The sequence below is a fragment of the Sulfitobacter sp. genome (assembly GCF_039977885.1).
Taxonomy (GTDB): Bacteria; Pseudomonadota; Alphaproteobacteria; order Rhodobacterales; family Rhodobacteraceae; genus Sulfitobacter.
In genome coordinates, this window is the sequence record NZ_JBDWCI010000012.1 from 68,039 (window position 1) to 81,342 (window position 13,304).

General features: G+C 59.5%; 11 protein-coding genes and 1 tRNA gene. 6 read left to right on the forward strand and 6 right to left on the reverse strand.

Annotated features, from left to right (window positions below):
- Entirely contained in the window at nt 1-2,295 is a 2,295-nt protein-coding gene (locus ABJM03_RS08745) for a xanthine dehydrogenase family protein molybdopterin-binding subunit (protein ID WP_348417009.1), read from the forward strand.
- Nucleotides 2,276-3,349, forward strand: coding sequence for a DUF2235 domain-containing protein (locus ABJM03_RS08750; RefSeq protein ID WP_348417010.1), 1,074 nt, complete (start codon nt 2,276-2,278; stop codon nt 3,347-3,349). The genes ABJM03_RS08745 and ABJM03_RS08750 overlap by 20 nt, the downstream gene beginning before the upstream one ends.
- A 21-nt stretch (nt 3,350-3,370) precedes the next feature.
- Here ABJM03_RS08750 and ABJM03_RS08755 read toward each other — a convergent pair whose 3' ends face one another.
- Nucleotides 3,371-3,853, reverse strand: a complete 483-nt coding sequence (locus ABJM03_RS08755; protein WP_348417011.1) for a PaaI family thioesterase — start codon at nt 3,851-3,853, stop codon at nt 3,371-3,373.
- A 62-nt stretch (nt 3,854-3,915) separates the two neighbouring features.
- Nucleotides 3,916-4,782 (reverse strand): methylenetetrahydrofolate reductase [NAD(P)H], encoded by an 867-nt coding sequence (metF, locus tag ABJM03_RS08760; RefSeq protein ID WP_348417012.1) that lies wholly within the window; start codon nt 4,780-4,782, stop codon nt 3,916-3,918.
- A 104-nt stretch (nt 4,783-4,886) separates the two neighbouring features.
- Here metF and ABJM03_RS08765 point away from each other — a divergent pair, with 104 nt between their 5' ends.
- Complete coding sequence (locus ABJM03_RS08765; protein WP_348417013.1) at nt 4,887-5,792, forward strand: LysR substrate-binding domain-containing protein; 906 nt, start codon at nt 4,887-4,889, stop codon at nt 5,790-5,792.
- Nucleotides 5,793-5,913: 121 nt separating this feature from the next.
- Here the strand turns inward: ABJM03_RS08765 and ABJM03_RS08770 are convergent, their stop codons facing one another.
- Entirely contained in the window at nt 5,914-6,954 is a 1,041-nt protein-coding gene (locus ABJM03_RS08770) for an NADP-dependent oxidoreductase (protein WP_348417014.1), read from the reverse strand.
- A 138-nt stretch (nt 6,955-7,092) separates the two neighbouring features.
- Between ABJM03_RS08770 and ABJM03_RS08775 the strand changes: the two genes are divergently transcribed.
- Nucleotides 7,093-7,878, forward strand: a complete 786-nt coding sequence (locus ABJM03_RS08775) for an inositol monophosphatase family protein (protein WP_348417015.1) — start codon at nt 7,093-7,095, stop codon at nt 7,876-7,878.
- Nucleotides 7,879-7,880: 2 nt separating this feature from the next.
- Here the strand turns inward: ABJM03_RS08775 and ABJM03_RS08780 are convergent, their stop codons facing one another.
- The 3 genes from ABJM03_RS08780 to putA form a co-directional block, all read right to left on the reverse strand.
- Nucleotides 7,881-8,252, reverse strand: a complete 372-nt coding sequence (locus tag ABJM03_RS08780; protein WP_348417016.1) for a GFA family protein — start codon at nt 8,250-8,252, stop codon at nt 7,881-7,883.
- The gene (locus ABJM03_RS08785) at nt 8,249-8,965 is read right to left on the reverse strand and encodes a rhomboid family intramembrane serine protease (protein ID WP_348417017.1); all 717 of its coding nucleotides are present in this window, start codon (nt 8,963-8,965) and stop codon (nt 8,249-8,251) included. The genes ABJM03_RS08780 and ABJM03_RS08785 overlap by 4 nt, the downstream gene beginning before the upstream one ends.
- A 91-nt stretch (nt 8,966-9,056) precedes the next feature.
- Complete coding sequence (putA, locus tag ABJM03_RS08790; RefSeq protein WP_348417018.1) at nt 9,057-12,470, reverse strand: bifunctional proline dehydrogenase/L-glutamate gamma-semialdehyde dehydrogenase PutA; 3,414 nt, start codon at nt 12,468-12,470, stop codon at nt 9,057-9,059.
- Between the two features lie 110 nt (nt 12,471-12,580).
- Here putA and ABJM03_RS08795 point away from each other — a divergent pair, with 110 nt between their 5' ends.
- Both ABJM03_RS08795 and ABJM03_RS08800 read left to right on the forward strand, forming a co-directional pair.
- On the forward strand, nt 12,581-13,054 hold the full coding sequence (locus tag ABJM03_RS08795) for an Lrp/AsnC ligand binding domain-containing protein (RefSeq protein ID WP_348417019.1): 474 nt from the start codon (nt 12,581-12,583) through the stop codon (nt 13,052-13,054).
- A gap of 62 nt (nt 13,055-13,116) precedes the next feature.
- Nucleotides 13,117-13,202: transfer RNA gene (locus ABJM03_RS08800), tRNA-Leu, on the forward strand.
- The last annotated feature ends 102 nt before the right edge of the window (nt 13,203-13,304 follow it).

A 13,304-nucleotide genomic window follows, 5' to 3' on the forward strand; every position in this document is an offset into this window, starting at 1 on the left:
ATGGAAAAATTCGGCAAAAGCCAACCGATTACGCGGGTGGAAGACGCCCGCTTTCTGACCGGTGCGGGGCGGTATGTGGATGATATTGCGCCTGAGGGGGCATTGAGCACGTTTATTTTCCGCTCACCTGTGGCGCATGGGGTAATCACCGAGCTGGATGTGAGTGAGGCCGCACAGGCCGAAGGTGTGCGGCTGGTGGTGACCTGTGCCGATCTGGAAGCGGCGGGGGTGAACATTGCCATCGGCGGTGCAACGGCCAAGAACCGTGATGGCAGCACGGGGGCCGCGCCGCTGCGGCCGATGCTGGCGCGTGATCGGGTGCGTTTTGTGGGGGAGCCTGTGGTAATGGTGGTGGCCGAAACCTATGCGCAGGCGCGCGATGCGGCAGAGTTGATTATGTTTGACGTGGATGAATTGCCCGCAAAGATTACGGTCGCGCGGGGCGGTGAGACGCTGCACGCCGAGGCGCCGGATAATTGCGCCTTTGACTGGGGTTTAGGAGATGAGGCGGCGACCGATGCGGCGTTCAAGGCGGCGGAAAAGGTGGTATCCTTGCAGGTGGATGACAACCGGATCATCGTAAATTCGATCGAGCCGCGTGGTTGCTTTGCGGAATGGGACGGCACGCGGTTGCATCTGGCCAATAACGGGCAGGGGGTCTGGGTGCCCAAGAACAATCTGGTCAAGGCATTTGGTCTGGATGAGGGCCATGTGCGGGTGACCAATCCCGACACGGGCGGTGCCTTTGGGATGAAGGCGATGGTGTACCCCGAGTATCTGCTTGTGTGTCATGCTGCGCGCATGTTGGGCGTGCCGGTGCATTGGATGTCCGAACGCACCGAAGCGATGCTAAGCGATAATGGCGGGCGTGATCTGACCTCATTGGCGGAGCTGGCGTTTGATGCGGATCACAAGATCACCGCCTACCGTGTCCGCACGCGCTGTAATCTGGGAGCATATAACAGCCAATATGGTCAGGCGATCCAGACGCAGTTGTTCAGCCGTGTGTTGATGGGGGTGTATGACGTGCAGGCCACTTGGTTGCAGGTCGAGGGGTATTACACCAACACCGTGCAGGTAGATGCCTACCGCGGGGCGGGGCGGCCGGAGGCGATTTATGTGTTGGAACGTGTCATGGACCGTGCGGCGCGTGAGTTGGGCGTGGACCCGTTGGAGCTTCGGCGGATCAATTTTATCAAGCCGGACCAGTTTCCCTATGCCACGGCTACGGATGAAACCTATGACGTGGGCGATTTTGACAAGGTGATGAGCCGTGGCGCGGTAGAGGCGGATATGGCGGGATTTGCCGCGCGCCGTGCGTCGGATGCGGCGCGCGGTTTTTTGCGTGGTGTAGGGGTTTGTTATTACATCGAAAGTATCCTTGGCGATCCAAGTGAGGGGGCAAAGGTGAATTTCTGCGATGATGGCACGGTCGAGATTCTGGTGGGTACGCAATCGGGCGGGCAGGGCCATGAGACAGTCTATGCCAAATTCCTGAGCGATCAGACAGGCATACCGGCAGAGGCGATCCGCGTTGTTCAGGGCGATAGTGACCTGATCAAAAAGGGTGGCGGCACGGGCGGGTCGCGTTCGGTCACGGTGCAGAACACCGCGACTTTGGCCACAGTTGCCAAGATTACCGAGGCGTTCACGGCATTTTTGTCTGAAGAAATAGGCGTGCCTGCAGCACAAATCACCTTTGATGATGAGCGTTTCCGCGTAGAGGGCAGCAACCTGACGCCCAGCATGTTGGAAGTGGCGCAAATGGCGCGCGACAAGGGGCGCGACGATTTGCTGACCCAACAGGCGCGGGTCAAGCTTGAGGCGCGCAGCTTTCCTAACGGGGTGCATTTCTGCGAGGTCGTGATTGACCCTGAAACCGGTGTCGTGCGCGTCGACCGCTATACGGTTGTTGATGATTTTGGAAACCTGATCAATCCGCTGCTGGCCGAGGGGCAGGTGCATGGCGGTGTGGTGCAAGGGATCGGACAGGCGTTGCAGGAACATGTGGTCTATGACGAGGACGGGCAATTGCTGACGGCCAGCTTTATGGATTATGCGGTCCCGCGCGCCATCGACATGCCGTCGATTTCCTTCACGAGCGAGCCGGTGCCCTCTACGGCCAATGTCATGGGCATGAAGGGCTGTGGCGAGGCGGGTACTGTGGGTGCGCTTGCGGCTGTGTCCAACGCGGTGCAAGATGCACTGTGGGAACAGGGCGTGCGACAGGCAGATATGCCATTCACGCCGCATAAGGTTTGGGAGCTGCTACAGGGTGGAGACAACGCCGCATAAGGACGGCCGGTTTGCCAGGCTGAGGCATCTGTTCGGGCGTGCGTGGGCGCGGCCCGACCCGTCGCCTCCGGTGCGCGATCCGCTGATCCATCTGATCATTCTCGACGGCACGATGTCCTCGCTTGAACCGGGGGAGGAAACCAACGCGGGGCTGACGTACCGGCTTGCCCAGCAGATGGGGGAGGGCGTTCTGGTCTATTACGAACCGGGGTTGCAGTGGACGGATTGGCGATCCATCCCCGATGTGGCGTCGGGGCGGGGGCTGAACGGACAGATCAAGCGGGCCTATGGGCATCTTGCTTCGCGCTACCGGCCCGGTGACCGGATTTTCCTGATGGGCTATTCTCGTGGGGCTTTTGCAGTGCGTTCATTGGCGGGGATCATTGAACGGATGGGCCTTTTGGAGCGTGGCAAGGCAAACGAACAAAATATCCGCAGGATCTATCATCTGTATGAATGCGACGCGCTGGGCGAGGCGGCGCAAAGTTTTCGCCAAGAGAACTGCTATGACGAGGTGCCGATCGAGATGATTGGCGTCTGGGATACTGTGAAATCCTTGGGGGTCAATGCGCCGGTGCTATGGCGGTTGAGCGTTGCGCGCTATGCGTTTCACAATCTGGAGCTAAGCCCGTTGGTCAAATATGGCCGTCACGCATTGGCGATGGATGAGACCCGTGTGGTTTACCGCCCCGTATTATGGGAGGCAGACCCTGATGATCCGAACCGGATCATACAGATGTGGTTTCGCGGCAGTCACGGGGATGTGGGTGGCCAGCTGAGCGGGCGTCACTATGCGCGGCATTTGTCCAATATCCCGCTGGTCTGGATGTTGGAGCAGGCCGAGGAGGCGGGGCTGCCGCTGCCTGAGGGTTGGGCAAGGCAATTCCCCCAGAACGTCAATGCCCCTTCGGTGGGGACTTGGGTCGGGTGGAGCAAGATATTTGTGACGCGGCGCAAGCGGCCTGTAGGGCTTGATCCGTCCGAGCAAGTGCATGAAAGCGTGGATGCGCGCGCGGCAGACTGGTCGCAGGTGATTGATGCGACAGGCACCTAGCGCGGGTTTGTGATACGGGGATCAGGCGATTTTCATCACAATGCAGGTGGTCGAGCCGGTGGCATACAGCCTGCCGTCCTGCACGCCTTTGATCTCGCCGTGGGCCACGCCGGTGGAACGGCCCACATGATCGGCCACGCCGATACATTCGATTTCCATGCCCAAAGGGATCGAGCGCAGGATGTTTATCTTGTATTCCAATGTCGTATAGACAGAACCGCGGGGCACTTTTGTCATTACGGCACAGGCCATCGCGGAATCCAGCAGTGTGCCGTACCAGCCGCCATGCACGGTTCCGATGGGATTGGTGGCGTTGAATTCCGGCGTGCCGCGAAAGACGCATTGGCCTTCCTCGACGCTGTGGAGTGTATAACCCATTGTTTCGGCGATGGGCGGGCCGGGGTTGGTGCCATCGGCGATCGCCTGCATGAACTCGAGACCGGACAGTTCGAGCGCTTCGGACTGGCTTAGTAGATCAGCGGGCGAGGTGGCGATGCGTGGCATGGGCAGGCTCCGGTCAATGTATGACCGCAGCCTAAGCCCACGAGGTCATCTGTCACAAGCGTTTACGCCACGTTGGACAGGGTGTTTTTCGGTGTCACGCCCAAGGCGCGGCAGACATCGCGTGTCAGTTCGGGCCGGTTCAGCGTGTAGAAATGCAGTGCATCCACGCCTTCGTCGATCAAGGTGCTGCACAATTCGGTGCACAGTGAGGTCGACAACAGGTCCGTCCGGCCGTCACGTTCCGCTGCGCGGTAGGCTTCGTCCAGCCATGCAGGCACGCGGGTGCCGCAGCGTTCGGCGAATTTGCGCGCCGAGGTCCAGTTGGTCACTGGCAGGATGCCCGGCACGATGGGTTTGTCGATGCCGGCGGCGGCGCATTGATCACGGAAGCGCAGAAAATCCTCGGCCTCGAAGAAGAACTGGGTGATAGCCTCATCCGCGCCTGCGTCGAATTTGCGCTTGAGATACTGGATGTTGGCGTGTTGGCTTACCGCGTCGGGGTGGCTTTCGGGATAGGCTCCGACGCGCAGGTTGAACGTACCTTTGAGCGCGAGCGCTTCGATCAGCTCAACAGAGTTGGCAAAGCCGTCTGGATGCGGGGTAAAACGCGAGGCACCATCGGCGGGATCACCGCGCAAGGCAAGGATATCGGTCACACCGGCGTCATGGAATTTATCGGCAATTTCCATTGTCTCGGCGACACTTGCGCCGACGCAGGTCAGATGCGCGCAGACAGGCAGGCCCGAGGTGCGGTGCAGCACATGGGCCGCATCATGGGTCAGATCACGGGTGCTGCCGCCTGCGCCATAGGTGACAGAGAAAAAGCGTGGTTCAAGCGGTGCCAATGCCTGTGCGGTGTCCCAGAGCTTGAATGCGGCATTCACCGATTTAGGTGGGAAGACTTCGAACGAGACTGCAGGCGGGGTCATGATGCTGATCCTTATTAATTTGTTCTCTTGTCGCATAGATACAGATATGAGACAAATTCATAACTCTCATCATAAACATGAGTTCCGCCTCACAAGGGTTTTCTATGCATATCGAGTTCCGCCATCTGCGCACCATTCAGGCCATCCACGAAGCAGGGGGGCTGGCCCGCGCTGCCGAAATGATGAATATCACCCAAAGCGCGCTGAGCCATCAGGTGAAGGGCCTTGAGGATCAGGCGGGTGTGGAGCTGTTTGTGCGCCGTTCCAAGCCCCTTAAACTGTCGCCTGCGGGGCAGCGGTTGTTAAAGCTGGCGCAGCAGGTGTTGCCGCAGGTGGCTGCCTTGCAAGACGAATTCAGCGGTCTGCGGAACGGCAGCACAGGACGGATGCATATAGCGATAGAATGCCACGCCTGTTTTGAATGGTTGTTTCCGGTGCTCGAACAGTTCCGCCGCACCTTTGGCGAGGTGGATGTGGATATCCGCCCTGGTCTGGCATTTGATGCCTTGCCTGCGCTGTTGCGCGAAGAGGTTGATCTGGTTGTCTCCTCCGATCCGGAAGAGATTGCAGGGGTCGAATTTATCGAATTGTTCGATTACCGCGCTGTTTTCGTCGCAGCAAGCACGCATCCTCTGGCCAAGAAGGCTTTCGTCGAGGCAGAGGATTTTCGCAACGAAACCCTGATCACTTACCCTGTTGAGCGGACGCGGCTGGATGTGTTCAGCCAGCTGTTGATCCCTGCCAAGGTCGAACCGGCAAGCATCCGGCAGGTGGAGCTGACGGCGGTGATTTTGCTGTTGGTCGCCTCAAATCGGGGGGTGTCAGTGTTGCCCGATTGGGTGGTGCGGGAGGTGAAATATTCCTCTGACTATGTGACGCGGCCTTTGACGGAGAAGGGGATCACGCGCAGTCTTTATGCTGCGATCCGCACCGAGGATCGCGGAAAGCCGTTCATGGAAGAATTGCTCAAGCTTGCGGAGGCCGAGGCGCGCAAACTGCAAGCGGTGTAACGGCGGTCTCCGCATGAGGTCTGTGCCTCATGCGGCTTGACCTGTGCGCGGGCGTGGCACCCGTCTGGTCGCAAGATAGATAGGTAACCCGCGCCGCATGTTAGAGCGGCGCGGGCGTGGTTCAGATGACTTTGACCATGGCCTTGCCGGTATTGCCGCCGCTCAGAAGGTCGATGAAGGCTTTTGGCGCATTCTCGAGCTCCTCTGTGATGTCCTCTTGCACTCTGATGCTGCCATCCGAAATCAAAGGGCCGATTTCTTTGTGGAAGTCGGGCATGCGGTCAAAGTGGTTGGCGATAATGAAACCATTCACGCTGAGGAAATTGACCAGAATTGTGCGCCATAGCTTTGGAGCGGTGAGGGTCTTTTCGATCGCATCCGCACCAACGCCGCCCTCGTTGTACCATGCGATCATGCCGCAGATCGGAATGCGACCGTGGGCGTTCATCAAGGGCAGTACAGCATCAAGCACTTTGCCGGCGACATTCTCAAAGTAAATATCAACCCCATCGGGGCATTCTTTTTCCAACGCGGCGCGCAGGTCGGCAGCGGTGTCATAGGCGCGGTGATCAAGGCAGACGTCAAAGCCGAAATGTTCGACCGCAAGTTTGCATTTCTCGGGCCCGCCAGCGATGCCCACGGTGCGCAAACCCTTGGCTTTCGCAATCTGCCCCACCATTGACCCAACGGGGCCGGTTGCGGCAGCTACAACAAGTGTCTCGCCTTTTTTCGGTTTGCCAAGTTCGGTTAGCCCGTACCAGCCGGTAAGGCCGGGCATGCCCAAAGCCCCCAGCGCATAGGTGATCGGCGTGGTGTCGGGATCAATTTTGGCAAGGCCTTGGGTGCCCGACACGGCATGTGTGGCCCAGCCGAATCCGCCCATGACAAACTCGCCCACGGCAAAGCCTTCGGCGTTGGAGGCGATGATCTCACCGACTGATCCGCCTTCCATCTTGCCGTCTACCGGGATGCAGGCAGCATAGGATTTTGCATCGTCCATCCGGCCGCGCATGTAAGGGTCGAGGGACATGTAATGCACCCGCACCAGTACTTCGCCCTCACCCGGTGTGGGCAGGGGGAGCTCTTCGAGGCGGAAGTTTTCGGGTGTTGGTGCGCCCTTGGGGCGGCTGGCCAGAACGATTTGTTTCATCGTATCAGACATGGGTATCTCCTTTTTGTTACAGCACAACGTAGGCTTGCATCTTGTATGAACAAGGGGCACGCTGCGTAACGGGCTATTGGCTTTCTGCGGGGGACCGCCTAAGAGGGCGATGATCCATTCAGAAAAGGCCGTCGAACCATGGTAGGCAGTGCAAATCTTAACATCATGATCAAGGCCGCGCGCAGAGCGGGCCGTGCGTTGGTCAAGGACTTTCGCGAAGTTGAACAATTGCAGGTGTCGATGAAGGGCGCTGGCGATTTTGTCAGCCGCGCAGATATCAACGCTGAAAAAATCCTGAAAGAAGAGCTGCGCGGTGCGCGCCCGACTTATGGCTGGATTGCCGAAGAGGGCGGCGCGGAAGATGGCGATGATCCTACACGCCGTTGGATTGTTGATCCGCTGGACGGCACGACAAACTTTCTACACGGTTTGCCGCATTGGGCTGTTTCTATCGCGTTGGAGCATAAAGGTCAGATTGTGGCGGGTGTTATCTTTGACGCCGCCAAAGACGAGATGTTCTATGCTGAAAAAGGTACTGGGTGTTGGTTGAATGAAAGCCGCCTGCGCGTATCGGGACGCAATAGAATGATCGAGTCGATCTTTGCCACGGGTATCCCGTTTGCGGGCCGCTCTGATCTGCCTGCAACATTGCAAGACCTCGCGCGTTTGGCACCTGTATGCGCGGGTGTTCGCCGTTGGGGGTCGGCAGCGCTGGATTTGGCATATGTGGCGGCAGGCCGTTATGACGGTTATTGGGAACGCCGCCTCAATTCATGGGATTTGGCTGCGGGCATCATCATCGTGAAAGAGGCCGGTGGTCTGGTCGAGCCGATCAATCCTCAGGGCGATGTGCTGCAAGACGGCGAAATTATCGCATCAAACGAGCCGCTGTTCACCGGTTTCTCGAAGATCGTGCGGGGTTAAAGCTATTGCGCATCGGACGGGTGGTTGATGCCATCCGTCCATGCAACGGGTTCATGTTCCCACGGGTTCACGCCCTCGATACAGCCCAGATTGACGCCGCATTGCGCGGTGTTTGACCGGCGCTGGTGGTAGAGATAGATGCCGCAAGTCTTGCAGAAATAATGTTTCGCTGTGTGGGTGTTCCAGCTGTATTGGCTAAGGTGATCCGCGCCTTTGGTGACCTGCAGGCTGGCTGTGGTTGCCGTGACAGCAGCGGCTTGTCTGCGGCGGCAGAACGAACAGGTGCAGCGGCCCACATCCGACAGCCCGTTCGGTAAGGTGGCGCGTATGGCGCAGGCGCCGCAATGGCAGGTGGCTGTGATGGTCATACTCATTTGCGTTTTACCTTTGGCATGCCATAGCGGGCAGGCGGATGGGGTGGATGGCCACGGGTTTTGCGCCAGAACTGCTTGCCGCCCAGTTTGACCCAAAGCGGTAGAGCAAGCAAAAATCCCGCAACAAAGCCGCCCGTATGGGCCCAATAGGCAATGCCGCCCTGACCGGGTCGGGTGAGGATACTGCCGGTGAATTGCATGACAAACCACAGCACGAGCATGATCCATGCGGGGATGGTGATGATCTTGATGATGAATAAAACGTCGATCCGCGCCTTGGGAAACAGCAACAGATAACCGCCCATCACCCCCGCAATCGCGCCGGAGGCTCCGACCATGGGGACAAATGAGGCAGGATCAGAGATCACATGGGCATAGCCAGACAGCGTCCCTGCCAGCAGGTAGAACCCCAGATAGGGCAGGTGGCCCATCTCGTCTTCGACGTTGTCGCCAAATATCCATAGAAACAGCATATTGCCGGCAATATGCATCCATCCCGCATGCAGGAATTGCGACGTAAGAAGGGCCGCATAGCCGTCGCCACCCATCACACGGCGGGGCAACAAGGCCCAGTTGTAATATAGCTGGGCCAATGCGCGCTCATCTTCGAAAATGGGCAGCATGCTAAGGAAGATGCCGATGTTCGCGGCCATCAGCGCATAGGTCACGTATGGCACGCGGCCCGAGGGGTTATGATCGCGGATGGGGAACATAGTGCGGCCCACGTTGGGTGAAGGACGCGGGCGGGTCAAGGGTGGTTCTGAAGGGATGCGCGCAGCCGGTCATAGGGCTGCGCGCTATAGCTCAGGCCGAGGCACCTAGCAGGGCTGCATTGCCGCCTGAAGCAGTGGTGTCGACGCAGACGTGGCGTTCCTGACGCACGCGGGCGGTGTCGGGCAGGCCGCGCAGCAGAGGGATGACCGGGCCCATGCGCTGAGCCAGGGCTTGCTCCAGCTGTCGTGCGGTATCTTCATCCCCCCACCACAGGACGCCGCCGTAGGCCGGACCGTTGGTCAGGTCATCGGGGCTGATTGCCCCGATGGCGACCACGGCTTCGCCGCCCAAGGCTTCAACGCTGCGCTGTTGGGTTGCTGCGATTTCGGCTGTGGGACCTGCACAGAGCAAAGGCGCGCGGGGCAGGGTCGAGAGCCGGTTGCTTTCGCCTGTGGGGCCGGGCAGCGAAAGGGTGTCGATGATCCGCGGTGTGTGCTGCGGCAGCGCAGGCAGCGGAGCGGTGGTTGACCATGCGGGGGCAGGATCGGCCATATCAGGGGCCGAAAAGCGCGGCAGGTAGTTGGGCCCGCCCGCCTTGGGGCCGGTGCCCGACAGGCCTTCGCCGCCGAATGGTTGGCTGCCCACGATGGCACCGATCTGGTTGCGGTTGATGTAAATATTGCCTGCCTCTATCCGTTCTGAGACGTGCTGTACCCGGTCGTCGATACGGGTGTGCAAGCCGAACGTCAGCCCGTAACCCGTGGCGTTGATGGCGTCGATGACTGTGTCCAACTGGTCTGCCTTGAAGGTGGCGATGTGCAAGACTGGGCCAAAGATTTCACGTTCAAGATCGGCAATGCCGTCGATTTTGATGACCGTGGGCGCGATATAGGTGCCTTTGTCCGGTGTCGGTAGCTCGGCCACGACGCGACCCTGCTTGCGGGCGGTTTCGATATGTGCGGCGATGCCAGCGCGGGCGGTTTCGTCAATGACGGGGCCGACATCTGTGCTCAGGTCCCACGGGTTGCCCAGCTCGAGCGCGTTCATAGCCCCGATGAGCATTTTCTGGAACGAAGCGGCGATGTCTTCCTGAACGTAAAGACAGCGTAGCGCCGAACAGCGTTGGCCAGCAGACTGGAACGCGCTTTCGACAACTGCTTGCACGGCCTGTTCGGGCAAGGCAGTGCTGTCGACGATCATGGCGTTCAGCCCGCCAGTTTCTGCGATCAACGAGGTCCCCGGGGCGCAGTGATCGGCCATGGCCGCGCGGATGCGCAGGGCTGTCGCGGTCGAGCCGGTAAATGCCACACCGCCGATACGTGCATCCGAGGTCAGCGCCGCACCTACTTCGCCACCACCGGGCAGCAGTTGCAAAGCCGTTGCAGGCACGCCTGCTTCATGCAGGACCTGCACTGCCAGATGGGCGATCAGGGGAGTCTGTTCGGCCGGTTTGGCCAATACAGCATTGCCTGCGGCCAGTGCCGCGCTGATCTGGCCAAGGAAGATCGCAAAGGGGAAGTTCCACGGCGAGATGCAGGTGAAAATCCCTGCGGCTGGTGTATTGGTGGCCTGAGCCGCATAGTAACGCAGGAAATCCACTCCTTCGCGCAGCTCGGCCACGCAATCGGGCAGGCCTTTGCCTGCCTCACGGGCCAGCAGGGCAAAGATTTCGCCATAGCGTTCTTCATAGATATCGGCAGCCCGCAGCAGGGCTGCGCGGCGCGCATCAAGCGGGGCGTCCCATGGGGTCGCTTCCGCTAGTGCCTGTGCTACATCTGCGGGCGTTGCGTTCTGGACCGTACCGGGAGAGGCGAGGCCGGCGGGGTTCTGCACCTCTTGCGGGGTCGCACCCTGTGCGCCGCCTGCTATCACGGGTGCCGCCTGCCAGCTGTGGTTGGCAAAGGGCGCGCGGGCTGCGTCGATCATGGTCAGCGTCGGGGTGTGGGTCAGGTCAAACCCGCGGGCATTGGCGCGGGCAGGCTGGAACAGTTCGGGACCGGTGGGGATGGTCGGGACGGTTTCGGCCAGTTTGGGAAAAGGATCGGCAGCGACCTCTTCGGGCGCGACTTCCTCATCCACGATCTGGTTCACAAAGCTAGAGTTCGCGCCGTTTTCCAACAGGCGACGCACCAGATAGGCAAGCAAGTCCTTATGGGCACCAACAGGCGCATAAATGCGGCAGCGGCTAGCGTGTTTTTGCAAGACGATATCGTGTAGTGTCTCGCCCATGCCGTGCAGGCGCTGGAATTCAAAGGCCTCTTTATCTTGCGCCATATGCAGGACAGCGGCGACAGTATGGGCGTTATGAGTGGCGAATTGCGGATAGATACGGTCTGTCATGCCCAGTAGTTTGCGGGCGTTCGAAATGTAGCTGACATCGGTCGCCGCCTTGCGGGTGAAGACGGGAAAGCCTTCCATGCCTTCGACCTGAGCGCGCTTGATCTCGGTGTCCCAATAGGCACCTTTCACAAGACGCACCATGATGCGGCGGTCGTGCTGTGCGGCCATGGCATAAAGTGCATCAATGGTAGGGGCGGCGCGGGGGCCGTAGGCCTGAACCACGATGCCAAAACCATCCCAGCCCGCCAGCGCGGGCTCACCCATTACGGCATTGATCACGTCAAGCGACAGACCCAGACGGTCGGCCTCTTCGGCGTCGACATTCAGGCCCATGCCCGCTGATTTGGCGAGCAGGCACAGCGCGCGCAGGCGGGGTACAAGGTCACGCATGACGGCGGCTTCCTGCGCTACCTCATAGCGCGGGTGCAGGGCCGACAGTTTGACCGAAATACCGGGATTCTTGCGGATATCATCATGGGTACAGCCGCGCGCAATAGAAGAGATCGCGTCGGAATAGCTTAGGTGGTAGCGGCGGGCGTCTTCTTCGGTGCGGGCCGCTTCCCCCAGCATATCGTAGCTGTAGGTAAAGCCCTTTTTCTCCATCCCTGCGGCGCGTTTCATCGCCGATGTGATATCTTCGCCAAGAACGAATTGACGGCCCATTTCCTTCATCGCGCGGGCCACGGCAGTGCGGATCACCGGCTCGCCCATGCGTTTGATCGCGGCGCGTAGATGGCGGATAGGACCGGGTTGCTCGTCATCCAGCACGCGGCCTGTCAGCATCAACGCCCAAGTGGAGGCATTGACCATGGTCGAGGTCGAATGGCCAAGGTGGCGCCCCCAATCGGAGGGTGCGATTTTATCTTCGATCAGCGCGTCCATGGTTTCGGCATCAGGCACCCGCAGCAGCGCCTCGGCCAGACACATCAGCGCCACGCCTTCATCGGTGGAAAGGCCATATTCAGCGAGGAAAACCTCCATCATGCCCGGGGCGGTGGCACCGCGAATGTCGCGTACCAGCCCTGCGGCGGCACTGACGATAGCGGCGCGATCAGCCTCGGTAAGGTCTGCCGTCTGGATCAACGTGGCCAGAACGGCGTCGGGGCCTGCATAAGTGCCGGTGTCGATCTGCGAACGAAAGGAAAGCTTGGTATCAGAGGCCATGGGACCGCTCCATCATTGAATTTCGATTAGATTATACTGGATTTTAAAGGGCTGTTGGCTTAAGAATTGGGTAATGGTAGTGAAAAGTATTAAATTTGGGTGTATTTGCAGTGGAAAAGACTTCCGAGTTGGATAAATTCGATCAGGCGATTCTGGCGCGACTGGCCGAGGATGGCCGTATCAGCATAACCGAACTTGCAAAGCGCATTGGCCTGTCCAAATCACCGACACAGGCAAGGCTCCGGCGGCTGGAAGAAAGCGGTGTGATTTTGGGCTACCGTGCCATGTTGAACCCGATCCGTCTGGGGCTTGTTCACGTGGCGTTTGTCGAGGTGCGGCTGACGGATACCCGCGAAGGGGCGCTGCGGGCGTTCAACGCCGCGGTGGCCCGCGTGCCGCAGATCGAACAGGCGCATATGATTGCGGGGAATTTCGACTATCTCCTCAAGGTGCGCACCCGCGACATGGCCAGCTATCGCGCATTTCTGGGCGATACGATATCCGGATTGCCGCATGTGGCCTCCACATCGACTTATGTGGCGATGGAAGCGGTGAAGGAAGTCATGCTGTCAGAAGGGGCGTAAGAACCGAAACGGGGCATTTGGCGTATTTACACCGTGCGCCTGCGCGGTATGTTGCACGCGTTGCGGGCGTGGTGGAATGGTAGACACACCAGACTTAAAATCTGTTGGGCGTATGCCCGTGGGGGTTCGAGTCCCCCCGCCCGCACCATTTCATCGGACAATGCGCAGCCCGAGCCGCTGTGGTGATGATACCCGAAACGGGGCGCTCTATGCGTGAGAGCAATTTAGCATAGGTTGTGTAGATGCAGCG